The organism is Kitasatospora sp. NPDC058444, from assembly GCF_042721415.1.
Classification (GTDB): Bacteria; Actinomycetota; Actinomycetes; order Streptomycetales; family Streptomycetaceae; genus Kitasatospora.
This window is the reverse complement of record NZ_JBHXLL010000036.1, coordinates 36,318-54,808: the sequence shown is the minus strand read 5'-3', so window position 1 is coordinate 54,808 and position 18,491 is coordinate 36,318. Positions and strand designations below refer to the sequence as shown.

Here is an 18,491-nt window from a genome sequence, read left to right as displayed (position 1 = left end):
TCACTACAGTCCGATCCCATGACAACGGTCACCACGCGTACGGTCGAGTACCCGGCCGACGGAATGACGATGATCGGGCACCTCGCGCTGCCCGCCGGCGCCGGGCCCCGGCCCGCGGTCCTGATCGGGCCCGAGGGGCCGGGCCTGAGCGACGTCATGCGCCGCAGGGCCGACGCCCTCGCCGAACTGGGCTACGTGGCCCTGGCCTTCGACCTCCACGGCGGCCACTGGTTCACCGACCCGCAGGAGATGCTGGCGCGCGTCATGCCGCTGCTCGCCGACCCCGACCGGATGCGGGACATCGGCCAGGCGGCCCTCGACGTGCTGCGCGCCGAACCGCGGACCGACCCGGACCGGATCGCCGCCATCGGCTACGGCACCGGGGGCGCCATCGCGGTGGAGCTCGGGCGCGCCGGCGTCAACTTGCGGGCGATCGGGACGGTCAACGGATTCACCACCGGCCGACCGGGCGAGGCGGCGCTCATCCGCTGCCCGGTGTGGGCCGGGGTCGGGTCGGAGGACCCGATCATGCCCGCCGAGCGATGGGAGGCCTTCACCGCCGAGATGCAGGCCGCGGGCGTCGACTGGCGCCTCGTGGTCTACGGCGGGGCCGAGCACGCCTTCCACCACCCGACGGTCAGCCATGCCGTGCTCCCCGGCGTCGCTCACCACCCGCTCCACGCCCGGCGGGCCTGGCACGACATCCTCGGCCTGCTCGCCGAGTGCCTGCCCGTGGAGGACTGATACTCCAACCGCGCCCCGCGGCGTGTGCCGGGAGTCACCTGTCACCGCCGACCCCGCACCGCCGGTCCTGGTCGTTCGTCCGAAGCCCCGACGACCTGCTCGCCGGGAGCCCCACGGTCGCGGTGACGGCGTCGCCGCCGTCACGGTCCGGGGCTCGGCTGGATTCCCGGGCCGGGCGCCAGCCCGGAAGCGGCTGAGGCCGCCGAGTTCGGCACCGTGGAAGGCGGCCGGCGCGGGACCACGGGGAGTCCGGGGCTACACGGTGGCGGCGATCCAGCCGATGGTCTCGGAGGTGTGCGGCCCGTCGGACAGCGCCCGGCCGGAGCCCACGAGCTCGTTGAAGCGGATCTTGAAGCCGGCGGTGGTGACGTCGGCGATCCGCAGGCCCGGGGTGTCGGGGCCGTTGAAGGTCTGGACGAACGGGACGACGATCACCGCCGTGTCGTCGGGGAAGGGCGTGGGGAAGGTGACCTGGGTGAAGGTCGACGTGGCGCCGCCGGTCAGCTCCGAGGGGTGGGTGGAGTTCAACTGCAGCTTTCCGGTCTGGATCAGGCTCATCGTTCTGCCTCTCGCTCGACTGCCGTCGTCCGCGCGCTCGTCGACGGGCGCGGGCCTGACGGCGCGGGAACTGCCCCCGTGCGGAGCAGCCTCGGGTGAGATGCCCGGCTTGGTCCGGGTTTAGCGCGGATGGCGCCGGTTCGAGGCGTCCGCGCGCGACTGCCCGCGGGTCGACGCGGCTGCCCCCCGCGGGGTCGGCAGCGGTCCCGTGGAGGGCCTCGCGCGGGGTCGGACCCTCCGACCGGGCCGGTGCCTGGCAAAGGACTCGCAAAAGGTCGTTCCCGGGCTCGCGGGACTCTCGCCGCCCGCGTGCGGCGGGCCGTCCCCGGGCGACCCGTGCGGGCGGTGCGCGCCTGCTGTGTGCGGGAGTTGGCGAAATCGTGCCCATGTCGCGGCGGCTGGGTTGACCGTGGCCACGCCGAAGGGTTGGCTCGGCCGCAGCGAAGGGGAGGGGAGCCCATGAAGACGACGACGGTACGGGTGGTCTGTGCGCTGGCGGCGACGCTGCTGGCGGGCGCCGGGGCACCGGCGGCGCACGCCCGGGCCACGCCTGCGTCCGCCGCCGGTGCCGCGCCCGCGTTCGTGGTGACGGGCGCCGACCCGGTGCGGGTGAACGTGAGCCCCGACGGCACGCCCGCCGACGACTGGTCCGAGCCGCTCGGGCTGAGCGCCGACGGCCGCTACGCCCTGTTCACCTCGCTGGCCTCGAACCTGGTGCCCGACGACACCAACCGCCTCTACGACGTCTTCGTCCGAGACCTGTGGACGCGGCGGACCGAGCGGGTCAGCCTCGCCGACGACGGCGCCCAGCTGAACGGCTCCAGCGGCCAGGCGGCGATCAGCGCCGACGGCCGGTACGTCGCCTTCAGCAGTGACGCCGTCAACGCCGTTCCCGGGCACGACAGCGGGCGTACCGACGTCTACGTCCGCGACCGCGGCACCGGCCGGACCGAGCTGGTCACCGCCGGCACCGGCGCCGGGAACTCCGTCAGCCCCGCGATCAGTGCCGACGGCCGGTACGTCGCCTACTCCTCGGACCGCGCCGACCTCGCCCCCGGGGCGCGGGCGGGTACCGCCAACATCTACCTGACGGACCGCCGGACCGGCACCACCCGCCTGGTCACCGCCGGGCGGGGCGGCGCCCCCGCCGACGGCGGCTCGGTGGAGCCCTCGCTCAGCGCCGACGGGCGGACCGTCGCCTTCCGCTCGAAGGCGGCCAACCTCCCGCTGGCGACCCCGGCCGCCCCGGCCACCCCGGCCGCCCCGGCCGCCCCGGCCGCCCCGCTCGCCGGGGCGACCCCGAAGCCGCCGCCCACCCGGCAGCTGTTCCCGCTCTACGTCTACGACGCCCGCACCGGCCGGATCGAGGGCGCGAGCATCGACCAGAGCGGCGCCCTGCGCGACGCCGCGCGCCAGGGCCGGCTGAGCCCGGACGGGCGGTACGCGCTGTTCCGGGTGTTCCAGCCGGACCAGGGCGCGACCCGGGTCGCGCTCTACGCCCGCGATCTGCGCACGGGCACGGTGACGGAGGTGGCCCCGGCGGGCACCCAGCCGGCCGTCATCACGGCGGACGACCGCTGGGTCTACTTCGCCTCGGACGCCGCCGGCCTGGTGCCCGAGGACACCGACGCCGCCCCCGACCTCTTCCGCCGGGACCTGCGGACCGGCCGGATCGAGCGGGTCGTCGAGGGCGTCGGCCCGTCCTTCGCCCCCGCCGTGGACGCGCTCGGCGCGACGCTGCTGTACGGCGCCCTGGACGGCACGCGCGCCGACGTCCTGGCGCGCTACCTGCCGCCCCGCTGACCGGCCGCCCCGCCCGGCTCCCGCAGGGTGCGGCGCGCCGCGACCAGGACGAGAAGGCCCCACAGGACGGCCAGCGCGGCGGTGACGTGGACGCCGGTGCGGCGGAAGCCGAGGTCCTCGTCGAGCGGGACGGGCGGGGCCCAGCCCGCCGGGTCGACCAGCACGTTCTCGGTGTCGCCCACGTCGTAGGTGCCCGAGCAGCCGTATCCGCCGACCCTGGCGTGCGGGAGCGGCTGCCCGTCGGCGCGGCGGATGTCGCAGGTCCAGCTCACGGTGCCGCTCCGGTCCTTCGCGCTGTGGGCCGCGGTGATCACCACCGCGGTCTCCACCCCGCGCTGCGCCATGATCTGGGCGCGGATGCCCGTCGTCGGCAGGGCCAGCAGCAGCACGCCGAACAGGACGGCCGGCCAGATGATCCAGCCGCGGGGCCGGACGAAGCCGAGCGCGATGACGCCCGCCGAGAGCACCGTGAACGCCAGGATTCCGCAGACCGGCTGGTAGTCCGGGTTGCTGCCGAGCGCTGCCAACCCGACCATCAGCACCGGGGTGAGCAGCCCGGTCAGCCACGCCGTCCGGCGGACCGCCTTCGGTGAGAGCTGCGGCTCCGGGCGCCGGCGGACCCGCTTCGGGCGCGGGACCACCCCCTCGGCGAGCGGCCTCTTCCGCTTCTTCCTGTTCTTCCCGCCGGTCATGGTCTCCCCGTTCGGTGATGCGGTTCCGTGCTGGCGACAGTGTGACGGCTGCTCCGGACACCCGGAACGCCGCGGCGGAACCCCGTGCGCACGAAGTCAGTTCCGTCCGAGCGCGGCCTGCTCCAGGTCGAGGTCGCGCTGCAGCACCCGCAGGGTGGTGTCGCTGATCCGGTGCTCCTCGTAGAGCCGGTGCAGCCGGTCGTTCTGCACCGCGATCACCTCGTGGCGCAGCTGGCGGTAGGCGGCGTCGGCGGTGCTGCCGTCGGGGGTCTCGGGGGTGCGGTCGAGGCGGGCGGTGAGGCCGCGGCGGACCCGGTCGACGGCGGTGTCGGGGACGGCCTCCAGCTCGGCCAGGCCCTCGACGTGGTCGAGCGCGGCGCGGTTGAGTTCGTCCCGGGCGTCGTCCTCCTCGCGGGCGGTGTGCTCGGGCTCCAGGGCGAGGCCGGAGCGGTGGACCACGGCGGCGAGGGTGAGGCCCTGGACGACGAGGGTGAGCACCACGACGGAGGTGGTGAGGACCAGGACGAGCGGCCGCCCGGTGAGCGGTCCGCCGGCGTGGTCGAGCAGCGGGATCGACAGCGCGGCGGCCAGCGGCATCACGCCCCTGGTGCCGGCCCAGGTGACCACCCCGGCGACCCGCCAGGAGAGCCGTCCCCGGCTGGGCTTGACGGTGCGGGTCAGCGGCAGCGTCCAGAGCACCCGGACGGCGATCAGTACCGCCGCCAGCGCGAGCGCCTGGAGCGGCCACCAGCCGGTGCCGGCCGGCAGGTCGCGGACCAGGGCGGGCAGTTCCAGGCCGACGATCGCGAACACCACGCTCTCCAGCAGGAACACCACCACCGCGGACACGGCGTGCAGCTGGAGCCGGATGTGCGCGTCGGTGAGCCGGTGCCCGGAGCGGCCGAGCAGGACCCCGGCGACCACCACCGAGGTGACGCCCGAGGTGTGCGCGGACTCCGCCAGGACGTACGCCGCGTACGGGGTGACCAGGGCGATCACCGTCTCCAGCACCGGGTCGGTGGTGCGCCGGCGCAGCAGCCCGACCAGCGCGGCGACGGTGGCGCCGACCAGGCTGCCGCCCCCGCCGAGCAGCAGCAGTTGGCCGACGGCGGCGGGGAGGTCGACGGTGCCGCCGACGGCGACGGCTATCCCGACCGCGACCTTGAACAGCACCAGCGAGGTCGCGTCGTTGAACAGGCTCTCCGCCTGGACCAGCACCTGGACCCGGCCGGGCAGGGCGAGGCGGCGGCCGAGCGCGGTGACGGCCACCGGGTCGGTGCTGGAGAGCACGGCGCCGAGCACGAAGGCCATCGCGGGCGGCAGCCCGGCGACGGTGACGGCGGCGAAGCCGACCGCGGCGGCGGAGGCGAAGACCAGCCCGAAGGAGAGGACGGTGACCGGTCGCCACACCGCGCGCAGGTCGCGCAGCGAGAGCTCCTCGGCGGAGGAGTGCAGCAGCGGCGGCAGCACCACCATGCCGATCACCTGCGGCGGCACGTGCAGCGCGGGCACTCCGGGGACGAGGGCGACGGTGATTCCGGCCAGGACCAGCAGCGAGGGCGCGGGCACCCGCCATCGCCGGGCGAAGGTGGCCACACCGGTGGCCAGGACGACCAGGACGAGAACGATCCCCACGGCGTGCATCTGCTCAGGACCCATCGCGACAGCGGGGTCGTCGCGGCACGGATCGCCGCGTCGTCCCCCGAGCCGACCAGACTTCCCGGCACACCGCCGGTCATCTTATCGGCCTGTTTGCGCACTTCGGCAGGGTGTCGGTCGGGATCGGGTGCGGTGACCGCCCGTCAGGCCCTCGCGACGGTCTTGCCGGCGGCGTCGCCGACGGCGTCGACGACGGTGTTACCGACGAGTTCACCGAATGCTCGCCCGATGTCTTGCGGCCCGTGCCGACAGCCAAGTTGGATACACAACATCCCTTGACCCGACGGGTCCACGACAACGCCCCCACGGAGGCCCGATGCCCCTGTCGTCCGTCCGCCGCGCCCTCGCCGCCGGCGCCGCCGCCACCGTCCTCGCCGTGCTCGGCGCCGTCCCGGCCTCGGCCGAGACCGCCCCCGCGACCGCGCCCCCGCTCGACGTGCTGACGTACAACACGTTCCTGATGAGCACCTCGCTCTACCCCAACTGGGGCCAGCAGTACCGGGCGCAGGCCATCGCCTCGGCGGACTTCTTCCAGGGCCACGACGTGGTCGTGCTGGAGGAGGCCTTCGACAACCCGGCCTCCGACGCGCTGACCGCCAAGGCCTCGGCCGCCTACCCGTACCACACGCCGGTGGTCGGCCGCTCCACCAGCGGCTGGGACGCCACCTCCGGCAGCTACAGCTCCACCACCCCCGAGGACGGCGGCGTCACCCTGCTCAGCAAGTGGCCGATCCTGCGCAAGGAGCAGTACGTCTTCAAGGACGCCTGCGGCTCGGACTGGTTCTCCAACAAGGGCTTCGTCTACGCGGTGCTGGACGTCGACGGCCGCCGCACCCACGTGGTCGGCACCCACCTCCAGTCCACCGACTCGGGCTGCGCCGGCGGCCAGGCCGCGGACATCCGGGCCAAGCAGCTCACCGCGATGCGCTCCTTCCTGGACGCCAAGCGGATCCCCGCCGACGAGCCGGTCCTGGTCGCGGGCGACCTCAACATCGACTCGCACGGCTCCGAGTACCAGGCGCTGCTGACCAACGGCAACCTCGCCCCGGCCTCCGCCCGCACCGGCTGGCCCTACTCCTTCGACACCGTCGACAACTCCGTCGCCGCCTACCGCTACCCGGGCGAGCCCAAGGAGGACCTCGACTACGTCCTCTACCGGGCCGACCACGCCCGCCCGCAGCAGTACACCAACCAGGTGGTCCGGGTGCACAGCGCGCCCTGGACGGTGAGCAGTTGGGGCAAGAGCTACACCTACACCGACCTCTCCGACCACTACCCGCTCGCCGCGCACTGACGGTCCGGATCCCCCGGGGGTGTGGGATGCGTCACCCATGACGCCGCGCACGCGGTTCGGCCCCTTACGATCCTGAACGCCGAGCTCGGGCGCCGCCGTACCACGGCGGCGCCCGACCGGCAGTCAGCGATCCGGCCCGAGGAGAAGCGCACGTGACCACCCCCACCGCCGCGCCCGACAGCTACTACCAGCGCACCGGCGAGCACAGCTACAAGCCCACCGTGCAGGCGCAGGGCGCCTGGCACCCCGACGAGCAGCACTTCAGCCCGCTCGGCGGCCTGATCGTGCACGCCATCGACCGCCACCGGGCCGACCGGCAGCAGGCCGGCCGCGCCGCCGACGGCCTGGCGCTGGCCCGGATCAGCTACGACATACTCGGCCTGATCGCCCTCGACGAGTTCGAGATCACGGTGGAGACCGTCCGCCCCGGGCGCACCATCGAGCTGGTCGAGGCCACCGTGGTGATCGGCGGGCGCGCCGTGGTCCGGGCCCGCGCCTGGTTCCTCGCCCAACTGGACACCACCGCCGTCGCCGGCACCCACGACGAGCCGCTGCCCGGGCCGGAGGAGTTCGAGCCCTGGGCGATGGCCGAACTGTGGGGCGGCGGCTACATCGCCTCGATCGACGTCCGCCGCCGGAAGACCGCCCCCGGCCGCGCCGCCGCCTGGATCTCCAGCCCGGTCGAGCTGGTCGCGGGGGAGCCCAGCGGCCCGCACGCCTCCTTCGTCACGCTGGTGGACACCGCCAACGGCATCGCGGTGCGACAGGACCCCACCGCGTGGATGTTCCCCAACACCGACCTGACGATCCACTTCCACCGCCGCCCCGAGGGCCGCTGGACCGGCCTGGACACGAGCGTCAGCTTCGGCCCGGCCGGGCACGGCGTCACCAGCACCGTGCTGCACGACGTCCACGGCCCGCTCGGCCGGGCCGAGCAGATCCTCACCGTCCGCCCGCTGCCCGGGAGCTGACCGGGCCTACCGAGCCGAGGACGCCGACGGACCCGGCGCCGCCGCCCGGAAGGCGGGCGGCGGCGCCGTCGGGGCGGGCCGTGCTCAGCCCTGCAACGAGTCCATGAAGGAGCTCACCGAGAAGACCGCCTTGCCCGGGCCCGCCGGGCCGTAGCCGGGCGGGGAGGAGAGGCCGAACTCCTCCAGGGTGGCCCGGTAGGTCTGCAGCAGCCGGATGTGGTACTCCAGCGGCGCGCCCTGCGGGTTGGCCTTGCCGAGCGGGGTGGTGGGCTCGGGGCACCAGGTGGTGAAGCGCGGCACCACGCCGTGGGACATGAAGAAGCGCAGTCCCTCCTCGGTGGAGGCGATCGCCTCGTCCACGGTGGTGAAGCCGAAGGGCTCGGCCATCTCCACGCCCGCGACGAAGTTGGGGATCACGTTCTCCGGGCCGAACACCTCGGTGGAGTCGAGGATCCGGCGGTGCCACTCGTCCCGGCCGACGTAGCGCTCCTTGCCGGGGCAGTAGAGCTCGAACAGCCGCTTGTCCCACACCTCGAAGTTGGGGTGGTAGATCCGTACGCCGTAGTCGTGGAAGCGCTGGACGTCCTCGCGCGGCAGCGCCTGGGCCACCACCTTGCCGATCCAGCGGCCGGGGAAGCGCTCCTCGATGGCCTTGGCGTACTGCCCGTAGAAGTCGGCCTCGTCCCGGCCGCCGACGTGCGAGGTGATCGCCCCGCCGGTGAGGGTGTACGCCTGGGAGGCGCGGGCGGTGTCGTGCTGATCGATCAGCGCCAGCGCCTCCAGCACCTCCTCGACCGGCTTGACCCCGGTGTACGGGCGGCCGGCGGCCTTGTGCTGGCGCCAGTTGTGGTTGATGTCGCAGTACTGGCACTCCTCCTTGGCGCCGAAGTACTGGCACACCCGGAACACCGTGAGGTAGATCAGGTAGCCCCACTGGATGGTCGGCGCGACCTCCATCACCGACTTCCCGTTGGCCAGCGTGTGCCGGTAGTAGTCCGGCATCGGCGGCAGGCCGACATCGGCGATCCGCGCGCCGTCCAGGTAGAGGCCGAGCGTGCCGTCCTCGCCCGCGCCGACCCGGTAGGGCGAGTCCGGGTTCACCCGCACCGACACCACCGTGCGGCGCAGCCCGTACGGCCCGCCGGTCAGCACGATCTCCTCCGGCGGCCGGTTGAGCGCGGCGGCGCCCAGCTCGGGCAGGGTGCGGTGGTCGAAGGAGAAGATGAAGTACGACTTCGGCTTGACCTCGCCGCCCCCGTCGACGCTGCCGCTGAGGGCCGACTCGTCGAAGGCCATGCCGCCGCGCAGCAGGTCCTCCTTGATCACCGCCTCCCGGGGCACGTCGGGATAGCGCTCCATGAGCTGCTCGACGAGTGCGGTGCGGCTGCGGGCCTGGCTCTCCATGCGCTGGTCTTCCTTCCTGGCCCCGTGCTCACGGCGCCCCGCCCATTCTGGTCCCCCTCACGCACGCGGTCGTGCACCGGGCCCGGAGCTGATCGAGCGGGCCGTGGTGCGGACCGGATCGCGTCTCCGTCCGCAGGCCGGGGCGGGACGGCCGGAACACCCGGGGCCCGTGGTGAGGTGGCTTCGGCGCTCGGACCCGGGGCCTCACCGGTGCGGGCGATCCGGTTCCGCGGCCGCGGGCGGGCGGTCGAGGATGAGGTCGCCGGCGCGGTCGAGGACCTCGGCGCGGGTACGGCCGGGGTGGTCGGCGGCGAGGAAGTGGTTGCCGATGGCCATGCAGAAGGCCAGCAGGCTGCGGGCCTCGATCTCGTCGGGGTCGGTGCAGACGGTGCCGATCGCCTCGCGCAGCAGGGCCATGCGCGTGTTGTCCACGCGGCGCAGGCGCTCGGCCACGGCCCGGTCGCGGCGGGCCCAGTCACGGACGGCCAGATCGATCGGGCGCAGGCGCTCGGAGAAGGTGAGCCGCCCGGCCAGGCGGGCCTTGTCCCGGGTGTCTCCGTCCTCGTGCGCGATCCGGTCGAGGACGTCGTCGGTGGCCTCGTGCTCCCAGGTGTCCAGCATCTCCGTCAACAGCGCGTCGCGGTCGGCGAAGTAGCCGTAGAACCCGCCCTTGGTCACGCCGAGGGACTTGGCCAGGGCCTCGACGCGGACGGCGTCCACGCCGCCCGAGGCCAGCGTCCGCAGGCCTTCCTCGACCCACTTCTCGCGCGGTGTGCGCAACGCGCCCATGGGGTGACCCACCTCACCATCCAGTCCGTTGTACGGAGCCGTACATCGGATCTAACCTGCCGTTATACGCAATCGTACAATTCCTGGAGGGCACCGTCATGTCGTTCGGTTTCGTCGCGTACCACTACCCGAGGCCCGAGCACGTCGAGGAGTTCGTCGGCCGCTGTCACCGGGTCCGCGCGGTGCTGCTCCCGCAGCCCGGATTCCTGCGCGCCGAGGTCTGGGTCACCCCCGAGGGCGACGCCGTCGTCACCACCGGCGAGTTCGCGTCCCGGCAGGCGTTCGAAAGGGCGTTCGCCGCCGTGCTCCGCGAGGCGGCCGAGGCGGTCGTGTTCGACGAGCGCGAGGTCAGGCCCCGACTGGTCCACACCCTGCTGTCGCGGTGACGGAGGCCGGGAGGGTGTCGTCGCCGGAGTGGGTCCGGCAGCGTCCGGGCCGGTGCGGTGACCCGGGGGCTCATGGTCGTTCCCGCCTCATGGCCGTTCCCGCCTCATGGCCGTTCCCGCCTCATGCCGGTCCTTCTTCGTAGTACTTCCTCAGCCGTTGGAGCTCCGGTATGCCGGTGCGGTCCACGGCGGCGAAGAAGGCCTCGTCGTGGGTCAGTGCGTCGAGCTCCGGGATGACCAGGCCGGCCGGGACGTCGTCGGTGCCGGCGAGGGCCACCTCCTCGCCCTCGGGCATGTCGCCGAAGAGGGCGAGCGGCGCGTCGGGGTCGGCCAGCGGTGCGCCCCAGGCCACGAGCCCCTCCTGGGCGTCGCGCCAGGCGGCCTGCGGGTCCCGGCGGACCTTCTCCAGTGCCCGCTTGACGGCGGGCCAGTCCAGCGTGGCGCCGGCGCCGGTCGCACCCGCCCCGTCGGCTCCGGTGGTTCCGCCGGTCCGCCGCACGGCAACCCGGCGCCGGAGCCCGGCCACCGGCTCGATCGCGTCGGTGTCCGTCGCCCCGGCGGCGGTCATCAGCGGCCCGGTCCCGTAGCGCGGCACGCCGCGGGCGACCACCAGGAGGACGTGCCGTTCGGTCGCGTCGACCAGGTTGCGGTACACGTCCTCGCCGGGCTCGTGGCGTTCCAGCACGAGCAGGTCGGCCAGGCTGCCCGCCGCCAGGCGCCCCACCTGCGGCCCCCAGGCGGTGGCGAGCGCGTCGCCGGGGTTCGCGGTGACCATGTCGCACAGGCCGCGGTCGTCGAAGTGGTCGCCGAGCTCGTGGTGGTTGATGCCGTCGGCGACCTTGAGCTCACCGAGCACGTGCTTGGTCCCGGACGGCGACCAGTCGGAGCCGAGCGCGATCCGCAGTCCCTGAGCGGTGGCCGCCACCACGTCCGTCGTCTCGTGGTAGAGCCAGTGGTTGGAGAACGGCGACCACACCACGGTGCCCCGCTCGGCCGGGTTGACCGCCGTCACGCCCTGCTGCCAGGCGGCGAACTCGGCGGGGGTCAGCGCGGTGCCGTGCACGCAGATCAGGCCCGGCTTGAGGCAGGGAGCGAGGTGATCGAACTCGATGTGGACGTGCGACACCGGCTTCGTCGGGTCCGGCTCCGTGACGTGCCGTCCCTCCGCGACGTGGTAGATCAGCACCCGGGTGCCGTTGAGCAGGCCCGCCGTCTGGTCGCGCAGTTCGTCGGCGGTCTTCTGGAGCGCGGCGGTCAGCACCATGTCGTGGCCGGCCGGAAGCTTCTCCAGGTCGACGATCCGCACCAGCCCCCCGTCGATCGGGCGGGTCGAGCGCGGCGCGCCCTGGAGGGAGGTGGAGCCGCCGACCAGCGCCTTGACCTCGATGTAGGCGAGCAGTGCCTCGGGGGCGGCGGTGCCGAGCACCTTGGCGGGCCAGGTGACGGACGTCGAGTAGTCCGGTGGGCGCTTCTCGTCCACCCAGCGGTCGTGGTGCGGGTAGGGGACGCCGACCGCCTCCCAGAGCGGCAGGGTGTTGTACTGCAGGTGGCTGTGGAGGTCGACCAGGCCGGGCAGGACCAGCGCGCCCGTGCCGGTCAGGTCCACGGCCGGTGCGGCGGCGAACCCGGCGGGCGGTGGCTGCCCGGCCGGCTGCACCGCGCCGAGGCGGCCGTCGTCACCGACGTACACCGCGCCCGGGTCGAGGATCCGGTGCTCCTCGTCGAAGGTGACGACGGTGCCGCGCAGGACGAGTGCCATCAGCCCGGCGCCTTCCAGACCAGGGTGTGCCCGTCGTCCGGGGACGGGCGGGTGACGGAGTTCGGCTCCTGGCCGCCCTGGGCCCGCACCCAGGCGTCGTCCCCCAGGAACGCCGGTGCGCCGAAGGGCAGGTCGCGCCGAGGGATCGGGCGGTAGTCGCTCTCCGCGAACTCGGTGCCGTAGTCGGGGCCGGTGTTGTCACCGTCGTCGTCCGGCGCGACGACCGCGCGCAGCGTGGTGATCGCCGCGCGCCAGCCGTCGAGCAGGGCCACCGGGTCGCGGCTCGACGGGTGGGGGACCCGCACCAGCACGGTCTGCTGCGGCCGGTCGGTCCACAGCCGCACCGCCTCCTGCGCCATGAACCCCATCGCGACGACGGCTTGCAGCGCCGGTCCGGTCGCCGCGCTGTAGAACTCGTTGCGCCACTGCGCCTGCGCCGGGTCGCCGAGCCGCTCCTTCATCGCCTCGGCCCGCGACGGGTGGACCGCGTAGGCCCACGCGTTGAGGCAGACGTAGGACCTGGTCAGGCCCAGCTTGGCGAGGAAGCCCTGCACCCGCTGCCCGGCGTTGCCGACGAGGGTGCGCCCGGCGATCCGCTCGGTCGGGCCGGGATCGGAGGCGACGACCAGCACCCGGGCCGAACCGTCGAGCCGCCCCCGGTGGAAGACCGGCCCCCAGTCGAACCAGAACGCCGTCTCGTCGGGCGGATCGGGCACCCGCGCGCACAGTTCCGCGAAGGCGTCCGTCGGCCCCCGGTCGAACTCGGCCATCGGCCATCACCTCACTCACCGCTGGCCACCCGGGCGCCAACGCCTACGGAGGGTGGCGGCTCCCGTGCTCGGCGGGGGCCCAGCCGCCGACTGCCCGCCGGGGCGTGTCGGCCGTTCCGGTGTCCCTCCCAATGCACCACACCGCCCGGGCCGGCGCAAAACGGTGCCGTCGGGAGGGCCGCCCGGACCGGGCCGCCGTCGCGTTTCGCATTCGAACAGCCCCGGCCCCGACCGGCGCGCCGCGATCCGCCGGTGCGGGACACGGGTGGATCTCACCGGGTTGACGCGTCGGTCGGCGGTGCCGGGAGGTCGGTTCCCGACCCGGGGCGCCGGGTTGCGGGGCGGCGTGATGCACGACTGCGGCTTGTCCAAACGCGGTCAGCCTGAACGTTCACCCTATCGGGTGATGAAGATCGTCCGTTGCGATGCGGAACGCGCCTTCGCGCCTACGGTTGGGAACCGAGCGAGACGGCGCCTGCGGCCGGAGTTCCCGTTCACGGCGGGTGAGATGACGTCCCGTCATATTGTGCGATCCCCTCAGAGGAGGCTCCATGCCCCTGCGTGCCAGACCGGACACTCCATCCGGGCCCGTCACCGCCCCGGCGGTGGGCCCATGAGCTCCCCGGCGATCGACCGGATCCTGAGCGGGCCCAGCGGACTGGGCACCTCCGGGCTGCACTTCCGGCCGCAGGTCCCGGCGCCCGAGATCGCGGAGCCCGCGGTCGCGACGCCCGAGGTCCCGGCAGCGGAGACTGCGGTGCCCGCGACCGTCGTGCCCGAGGTGCCGGCGCCCGAGGTCTCGGTGCCCGAGACACCGGGGTTCCAGGCGCCGTCCGTCCCCGTTCTGCCCGTCCCGGCCGCCGTGCCCCCGGCAGCCGTGCCGCCGACGGCCGGTGGTGCGGCGGCCGAGGCGCCGAGCGGTGGCAAGCCCAAGGCCGGCGACCCCATCCCCGGCCTGTACCACCACCCGATCGCCGAGCCCGACCCGGTGCGGGTGGAGGCGCTCAGCGCGTCGCTCAAGGTCTGGGCGATGGAGGAGATCGAGCTCTACCCGCCGGAGTGGGAGAAGGACTTCGACGGCTTCTCCACCGGGCGCTACATGGTGGCCTGCCACCCGGACGCGCCGAGCGTCGACCACCTGATGCTCGCGGCCCGCCTGATGGTGGCCGAGAACGCGGTGGACGACATCTACTGCGAGGACCTCGGCGGTTCGCCGATCGGCCTGGGCAGCCGCCTGCTGCTCGCCCACACCGCGCTCGACCCGGTGCACACCACGTCGGAGTACCACCCGGCCTGGGAAGCCTCGCTCTCCTCGGACCCGCCCCGGCGGGCCTACCACTCCGCGATGGAGTACTTCACCCGGGCCGCCACGCCGTCCCAGTCGGACCGGTTCCGGCACGACATGGCGCGGCTGCACCTCGGGTACCTGGCCGAGGCCGCCTGGGACCAGGCGGACCACGTCCCGGAGGTGTGGGAGTACCTGGCCATGCGCCAGTTCAACAACTTCCGCCCCTGCCCGACGATCACGGACACCGTCGGCGGCTACGAGCTGCCCGCCGAGCTGCACGCGCTGCCCGCGATGCAGCGGGTGATCGCACTGGCCTCCAACGCGACCACCATCGTCAACGACCTGTACTCGTACATGAAGGAGCTGGACAGCCCCGGACTGCACCTGAACCTGCCGGTGGTGATCTCCGAGCGCGAGGGCGTCTCCCGCAAGGAGGGCTACCTGAAGGCGGTCGAGGTCCACAACGAGCTGATGCTGGCCTTCGAGGCCGAGGCGGCGGCCCTGGCCGTGTCCTGCCCGGTGCCGACCCTCGTACGGTTCCTGCGCGGCGTGGCCGCGTGGGTCGACGGCAACCACTACTGGCACCAGACCAACACCTACCGCTACACGCTGCCCGATTTCTGGTGACCCCACCCCCACTCGGTGGCGCCGCCTCCCAGCGGCAGTGAATCCCCTTTGACGACCGACCCCTTGACCATCCACGAGGAGCTGACCCATGTCCGTGACCGACGACATCACCACCCCCGGCAACACCATCCCCGGCCCGGCGACCCCGTACCAGGGCGACATCGCACGCTACTGGGACCACGAGGCCCGTCCGGTCAACCTCCGCCTGGGTGACGTCGACGGCCTCTACCACCACCACTACGGGATCGGTGAGATCGACCAGGCCGCGATCGGCGACCCGGCCGACAGCGAGCGGGAGAAGAAGGTGATCGCCGAGCTGCACCGCCTGGAGTCCGCCCAGGCCGACGTGCTGCTCGACCACCTCGGCGACATCCGCGCCGACCACACCCTGGTCGACGCCGGCTGCGGCCGCGGCGGCTCGATGGTGATGGCCCACCAGCGCTTCGGCTGCAAGGTCGAGGGCCTGACCCTCTCCACCCAGCAGGCCGACTTCGGCAACAAGCGCGCCGCCGAGCTGGGCATCGGCGGGTTCGTCCGCTCCCGGGTCGCCAACATGCTGAACATGCCGATCGAGACCGGCTCGGTCGCGGGCTCCTGGAACAACGAGTCCAGCATGTACGTGGACCTGCACGACCTGTTCGCCGAGCACTCCCGGGTGCTGAGCGTCGGCGGCCGGTACGTGACCATCACGGGCTGCTGGAACCCGCGCTACGGCCAGCCGTCGAAGTGGGTCTCGCAGATCAACGCCCACTTCGAGTGCAACATCCACTCCCGCCGCGAGTACCTGCGGGCGATGGCCGACAACCGCCTGGTGCCGCAGGCCGTCATCGACCTGACCCCGGACACCCTGCCCTACTGGGAGCTGCGCGCCACCACCTCGCTGGTGACCGGCATCGAGGAGGCGTTCATCGAGTCCTACAAGGACGGCTCCTTCCAGTACGTGCTGATCGCGGCCGACCGGGTCTGATCCGGTGGCTCGGGTCCGGTAGCCGGTGGCTCCGGTCCGGTGGCTCGGATCCGGTGGCTCCGAGCCGCCGTCGTCCGTTCCGGGGCCGGCTACGGCCGGGTGAAGGTGAGGTGGGTGACGCCGCTCGGACTGGACACCGCCTCGGTGCGGAAGCGCTGTTCCAGCCCTTCGAGCCCGGTCCAGAGCGGCTCCCCCCGGCCGAGCAGCACCGGCACCACGACCACGTGCAGGTGGTCGATCAGATCGGCCTCCAGGAAGGCCCGGACGGTGCTCGGGCCGCCGCCGATCCGCACGTCCAGTCCGCCGGCCGCCTCCCGGGCCCGGCGCAGCGCCTCCTCGGGGGAGGCGTCGACGAAGTGGAAGACCGTCCCGCCGTCCATCTCCAGCGAGGGGCGCGGGTGGTGGGTGAGCACGAAGACCGGGGTGTGGAACGGCGGGTTCGGCCCCCACCAGCCCCGCCAGTCCTCGTCCTGCCAGGGGCCGCGCTGCGGGCCGAACTTGTGGCGGCCCATGATCTCCGCGCCGATGCCGTCGCCCCAGGTGCGGGCCAGCGCGTCGTCCACGCCGGTCTCGCCGCCCTCCTTGCCCTGCATCCGCCGGAACGTCCGGGTGGCGAAGAACCAGCGGTGCAGCCGGTCGGCGGCGTGGCCGAACGGCGCGTCGAGGCTCTGGCCCTCGCCCGTGCCGTAACCGTCCAGGGAGATCGAGAAGTTGTGGACCCGGACCAGGGACATCGGTTCCTCCGCCGCGCTGCGCCGCACGCGTGTCTCGGGAGCGGACCGCCCGCACCCCGCGCGCCGGCCACGTTAACCAGGAGTGGCCGATCCCTGACGGACCGTCACCGTCCCCGGGCATGGCGCGGTGGGCGCGTTGACGGAAGCGCCGGGCGTGACGGCTGGTGAGACCGCGGGTGAGACGGAGGGAGTGCCGGGGAGCGGTGACGGGAGCGGCGGACGGGGATCGGGTGGAGGAAGGGGAGGGGAGCGGGGGAGAAGCGGTGCAGTCGTCACGCTATTGTCGTGCCTTCTTCATCCTGAGCACGCCCGGGCGGGCGATGCTTCGTCAGGCTGCCCGGGAGCAGGGCGGCCGGCATCCCACGACTTGGGGGGACCGTTCCGATGACCGTACGCCGCACCCTGACCGGATTCCTGGCCGCCGGCCTGCTCGCCGCCGCGGCAGCGCTGATCCCGACCGTCCCGGCGACCGCCACCACGGCCGGGCCGGGCGACCTGCCGTTCGGCTCCGCCACCACCGTCGGCCTGCACAACACCTACGACCCGGCCGCCTTCCCGTACCTCGCCCAGGGGCTGGACACCGGCACCGGGATGATCGAGCTGGACCTCTGGCCGAACATCGTGACCAAGAAGTGGCAGGTCAGCCACTCCAACCCGTTCGGCAACTCCAACAACTGCACCGCCGCGAGCACCCCCGCGCAGCTCTACGCCGGCAGCACCGACCAGTACCTGGAGAGCTGCCTGGACGACGTCCGGGTCTGGCTCGCCGCGCACCCGGGCGCCGGGCCACTGGTGATCAAGCTGGAGCTCAAGCCGGGCTACTCGGCCAACCTCGGGATGGGTCCGGACCAGCTGGACGCGCTGATCGCCCAGCACCTCGGCTCCGCCGTACTGCGCCCGGCCGACCTGCTGGCCCGCCCCGGCGGCGGCTCGTACGCGAACGTCGACGAGGCGGTGCGGGCGGGCAACTGGCCGAGCCGCTCGGCGCTGGCCGGGAAGGTGCTGCTGTACGCGATCCCGGGCACGGTCGAGCTGGGCAACCCCTTCGACACCCTGCACACCGACGTCGAGCAGGGCCGGCACCTGCGCGACCTGGCGGCGGTCGGCCGGATCGGCCAGGCGCAGGTGTTCCCGTCCGTGCTCGGGGCCGCCACCGGTGACCCGCGCGGCCAGTACACGGGGGCGGACGCCTCGATCCGGCCCTGGTTCGTGGTCTTCGACGGTGACGCCTCCACCTACGTCAGGACCATCGACACCGCCTGGTACGACAACGCCCACTACCTGCTGGTGATGACGGACTCCCACCTGGTCGCCCCGGAGATCAGCGGCACGGACCCGACCGCCGACCAGGCGCGGGCCCGCACCGAGCAGCTGGCGAAGGCGCACGCGAGCATCGTCTCCAGCGACTGGCGCAGGCTCCCGGCGGTGCAGTCGCTGGTGCTGCCGCGCGGCTGAGGCGAGGGCGGCGGCTGACCGGGCCAAGGCGTGGGCGGATACAGCGAGTTGACCGGAGGTGAAGAGTTGGAACGGGGCTTCCGATGGCTTCCGGCCGTCGCCATCCTGGTTGTCATGACCCGAACTCTACGCGCGTGGAAGACCCGCGTCGCCGCCACCGCCGCCGTCGCCCTGGTGACCCTCGCGCCGATCGCCGTCGCCACCGAGGCGCAGGCCGCGGTGAGCGGCTCGGTGTGCCTGTCCGCCCTGCCCTCCCAGGCCCACACCACCCTCGACCTGATCGCCTCCGGCGGCCCCTTCCCGTACAGCCAGGACGGCGTCGTCTTCCAGAACCGGGAGCGCGTGCTGCCCGCGCAGTCCACCGGCTACTACCACGAGTACACCGTGGTCACCCCGGGCTCGCCGACCCGCGGCGCCCGCCGCATCGTCACCGGCAAGCAGTACCACGAGGACTACTACACCGCCGACCACTACGCGACCTTCCGCAAGATCAACTTCGGCTGCTGACCCGGCCACCGCTCCACCGGACACCTCCGGGGCCCCGGCGCCGCACCCTGCGCCGGGGCCCCGGAGCGTGTCCGATAGCGTCGG

17 protein-coding genes are annotated in these 18,491 nt (G+C 73.4%); 9 read left to right on the top strand and 8 right to left on the bottom strand.

Annotation, left to right across the window (positions count from 1 at the left end; genetic code table 11):
* The first annotated feature begins 18 nt into the window (after positions 1-18).
* Positions 19-744, top strand: a complete 726-nt coding sequence (locus tag ACFWP2_RS29530) for a dienelactone hydrolase family protein (protein ID WP_380456983.1) — start codon at positions 19-21, stop codon at positions 742-744.
* 255 nt (positions 745-999) lie between these two features.
* On the opposite strand, the gene ACFWP2_RS29525 is transcribed toward ACFWP2_RS29530, so the two are convergent.
* Positions 1,000-1,302 carry a hypothetical protein gene (locus tag ACFWP2_RS29525; protein ID WP_380456981.1) on the bottom strand — a complete coding sequence of 101 codons (303 nt, stop codon included), beginning with the start codon at positions 1,300-1,302 and terminating at the stop codon, positions 1,000-1,002.
* A gap of 459 nt (positions 1,303-1,761) precedes the next feature.
* Between ACFWP2_RS29525 and ACFWP2_RS29520 the strand changes: the two genes are divergently transcribed.
* Positions 1,762-3,105: a hypothetical protein gene (locus ACFWP2_RS29520; protein ID WP_380456979.1), complete on the top strand. Its 1,344-nt coding sequence runs from the start codon at positions 1,762-1,764 to the stop codon at positions 3,103-3,105.
* Here ACFWP2_RS29520 and ACFWP2_RS29515 read toward each other — a convergent pair.
* A complete protein-coding gene (locus ACFWP2_RS29515; RefSeq protein ID WP_380456977.1) occupies positions 3,087-3,797 on the bottom strand; it encodes a hypothetical protein in 711 nt (236 codons plus the stop codon). The two genes, ACFWP2_RS29520 and ACFWP2_RS29515, sit on opposite strands and share 19 nt — an antisense overlap.
* 96 nt (positions 3,798-3,893) lie before the next feature.
* On the bottom strand, positions 3,894-5,456 hold the full coding sequence (locus ACFWP2_RS29510) for a Na+/H+ antiporter (protein WP_380456975.1): 1,563 nt from the start codon (positions 5,454-5,456) through the stop codon (positions 3,894-3,896).
* Positions 5,457-5,772: 316 nt separating this feature from the next.
* On the opposite strand from ACFWP2_RS29510, the gene sph reads away from it, so the two are divergent.
* Positions 5,773-6,750: a sphingomyelin phosphodiesterase gene (gene sph / locus ACFWP2_RS29505; protein WP_380456973.1), complete on the top strand. Its 978-nt coding sequence runs from the start codon at positions 5,773-5,775 to the stop codon at positions 6,748-6,750.
* A 152-nt stretch (positions 6,751-6,902) separates the two neighbouring features.
* The gene (locus ACFWP2_RS29500; RefSeq protein ID WP_380456971.1) at positions 6,903-7,721 is read left to right on the top strand and encodes a thioesterase family protein; all 819 of its coding nucleotides are present in this window, start codon (positions 6,903-6,905) and stop codon (positions 7,719-7,721) included.
* 84 nt (positions 7,722-7,805) lie between these two features.
* On the opposite strand, the gene ACFWP2_RS29495 is transcribed toward ACFWP2_RS29500, so the two are convergent.
* Positions 7,806-9,125, bottom strand: coding sequence for a radical SAM protein (locus ACFWP2_RS29495; RefSeq protein ID WP_380456969.1), 1,320 nt, complete (start codon positions 9,123-9,125; stop codon positions 7,806-7,808).
* A gap of 204 nt (positions 9,126-9,329) precedes the next feature.
* Positions 9,330-9,914 carry a TetR/AcrR family transcriptional regulator gene (locus ACFWP2_RS29490; RefSeq protein ID WP_380456967.1) on the bottom strand — a complete coding sequence of 195 codons (585 nt, stop codon included), beginning with the start codon at positions 9,912-9,914 and terminating at the stop codon, positions 9,330-9,332.
* Between the two features lie 98 nt (positions 9,915-10,012).
* Here ACFWP2_RS29490 and ACFWP2_RS29485 point away from each other — a divergent pair, with 98 nt between their 5' ends.
* On the top strand, positions 10,013-10,300 hold the full coding sequence (locus ACFWP2_RS29485) for an antibiotic biosynthesis monooxygenase (protein ID WP_380456965.1): 288 nt from the start codon (positions 10,013-10,015) through the stop codon (positions 10,298-10,300).
* A 121-nt stretch (positions 10,301-10,421) separates the two neighbouring features.
* Here ACFWP2_RS29485 and ACFWP2_RS29480 read toward each other — a convergent pair whose 3' ends face one another.
* Together ACFWP2_RS29480 and ACFWP2_RS29475 are read right to left on the bottom strand one after the other, a co-directional pair.
* Positions 10,422-12,059: a hypothetical protein gene (locus tag ACFWP2_RS29480; protein ID WP_380456963.1), complete on the bottom strand. Its 1,638-nt coding sequence runs from the start codon at positions 12,057-12,059 to the stop codon at positions 10,422-10,424.
* Positions 12,059-12,829 (bottom strand): uracil-DNA glycosylase family protein, encoded by a 771-nt coding sequence (locus tag ACFWP2_RS29475; RefSeq protein ID WP_380456961.1) that lies wholly within the window; start codon positions 12,827-12,829, stop codon positions 12,059-12,061. The genes ACFWP2_RS29480 and ACFWP2_RS29475 overlap by 1 nt, the downstream gene beginning before the upstream one ends.
* 613 nt (positions 12,830-13,442) lie before the next feature.
* Between ACFWP2_RS29475 and ACFWP2_RS29470 the strand changes: the two genes are divergently transcribed.
* Both ACFWP2_RS29470 and ACFWP2_RS29465 read left to right on the top strand, forming a co-directional pair.
* A complete protein-coding gene (locus tag ACFWP2_RS29470) occupies positions 13,443-14,744 on the top strand; it encodes a family 2 encapsulin nanocompartment cargo protein terpene cyclase (protein ID WP_380456959.1) in 1,302 nt (433 codons plus the stop codon).
* Positions 14,745-14,832: 88 nt separating this feature from the next.
* Positions 14,833-15,711, top strand: coding sequence for a geranyl diphosphate 2-C-methyltransferase (locus ACFWP2_RS29465; RefSeq protein WP_380456957.1), 879 nt, complete (start codon positions 14,833-14,835; stop codon positions 15,709-15,711).
* A gap of 89 nt (positions 15,712-15,800) precedes the next feature.
* On the opposite strand, the gene ACFWP2_RS29460 is transcribed toward ACFWP2_RS29465, so the two are convergent.
* Positions 15,801-16,445, bottom strand: a complete 645-nt coding sequence (locus ACFWP2_RS29460; RefSeq protein ID WP_380456955.1) for a dihydrofolate reductase family protein — start codon at positions 16,443-16,445, stop codon at positions 15,801-15,803.
* A 384-nt stretch (positions 16,446-16,829) separates the two neighbouring features.
* On the opposite strand from ACFWP2_RS29460, the gene ACFWP2_RS29455 reads away from it, so the two are divergent.
* Both ACFWP2_RS29455 and ACFWP2_RS29450 read left to right on the top strand, forming a co-directional pair.
* Positions 16,830-17,900, top strand: coding sequence for a phosphatidylinositol-specific phospholipase C domain-containing protein (locus ACFWP2_RS29455; RefSeq protein ID WP_380456953.1), 1,071 nt, complete (start codon positions 16,830-16,832; stop codon positions 17,898-17,900).
* Positions 17,901-18,014: 114 nt separating this feature from the next.
* Entirely contained in the window at positions 18,015-18,407 is a 393-nt protein-coding gene (locus ACFWP2_RS29450) for a ribonuclease (protein ID WP_380456951.1), read from the top strand.
* Positions 18,408-18,491: the final 84 nt, after the last annotated feature.

Bases quoted from the DNA above. Each gene is read 5' to 3' on its own strand.
- ACFWP2_RS29530 (WP_380456983.1), top strand. From the start codon at position 19: ATGACAACGGTCACCACGCGTACGGTCGAGTACCCGGCCGACGGAATG.
- ACFWP2_RS29525 (WP_380456981.1), bottom strand. From the start codon at position 1,302: ATGAGCCTGATCCAGACCGGAAAGCTGCAGTTGAACTCCACCCACCCC.
- ACFWP2_RS29520 (WP_380456979.1), top strand. From the start codon at position 1,762: ATGAAGACGACGACGGTACGGGTGGTCTGTGCGCTGGCGGCGACGCTG.
- ACFWP2_RS29515 (WP_380456977.1), bottom strand. From the start codon at position 3,797: ATGACCGGCGGGAAGAACAGGAAGAAGCGGAAGAGGCCGCTCGCCGAG.
- ACFWP2_RS29510 (WP_380456975.1), bottom strand. From the start codon at position 5,456: ATGGGTCCTGAGCAGATGCACGCCGTGGGGATCGTTCTCGTCCTGGTC.
- sph (WP_380456973.1), top strand. From the start codon at position 5,773: ATGCCCCTGTCGTCCGTCCGCCGCGCCCTCGCCGCCGGCGCCGCCGCC.
- ACFWP2_RS29495 (WP_380456969.1), bottom strand. From the start codon at position 9,125: ATGGAGAGCCAGGCCCGCAGCCGCACCGCACTCGTCGAGCAGCTCATG.
- ACFWP2_RS29490 (WP_380456967.1), bottom strand. From the start codon at position 9,914: ATGGGCGCGTTGCGCACACCGCGCGAGAAGTGGGTCGAGGAAGGCCTG.
- ACFWP2_RS29485 (WP_380456965.1), top strand. From the start codon at position 10,013: ATGTCGTTCGGTTTCGTCGCGTACCACTACCCGAGGCCCGAGCACGTC.
- ACFWP2_RS29480 (WP_380456963.1), bottom strand. From the start codon at position 12,059: ATGGCACTCGTCCTGCGCGGCACCGTCGTCACCTTCGACGAGGAGCAC.
- ACFWP2_RS29475 (WP_380456961.1), bottom strand. From the start codon at position 12,829: ATGGCCGAGTTCGACCGGGGGCCGACGGACGCCTTCGCGGAACTGTGC.
- ACFWP2_RS29470 (WP_380456959.1), top strand. From the start codon at position 13,443: ATGAGCTCCCCGGCGATCGACCGGATCCTGAGCGGGCCCAGCGGACTG.
- ACFWP2_RS29465 (WP_380456957.1), top strand. From the start codon at position 14,833: ATGTCCGTGACCGACGACATCACCACCCCCGGCAACACCATCCCCGGC.
- ACFWP2_RS29460 (WP_380456955.1), bottom strand. From the start codon at position 16,445: ATGTCCCTGGTCCGGGTCCACAACTTCTCGATCTCCCTGGACGGTTAC.
- ACFWP2_RS29455 (WP_380456953.1), top strand. From the start codon at position 16,830: ATGACCGTACGCCGCACCCTGACCGGATTCCTGGCCGCCGGCCTGCTC.
- ACFWP2_RS29450 (WP_380456951.1), top strand. From the start codon at position 18,015: ATGACCCGAACTCTACGCGCGTGGAAGACCCGCGTCGCCGCCACCGCC.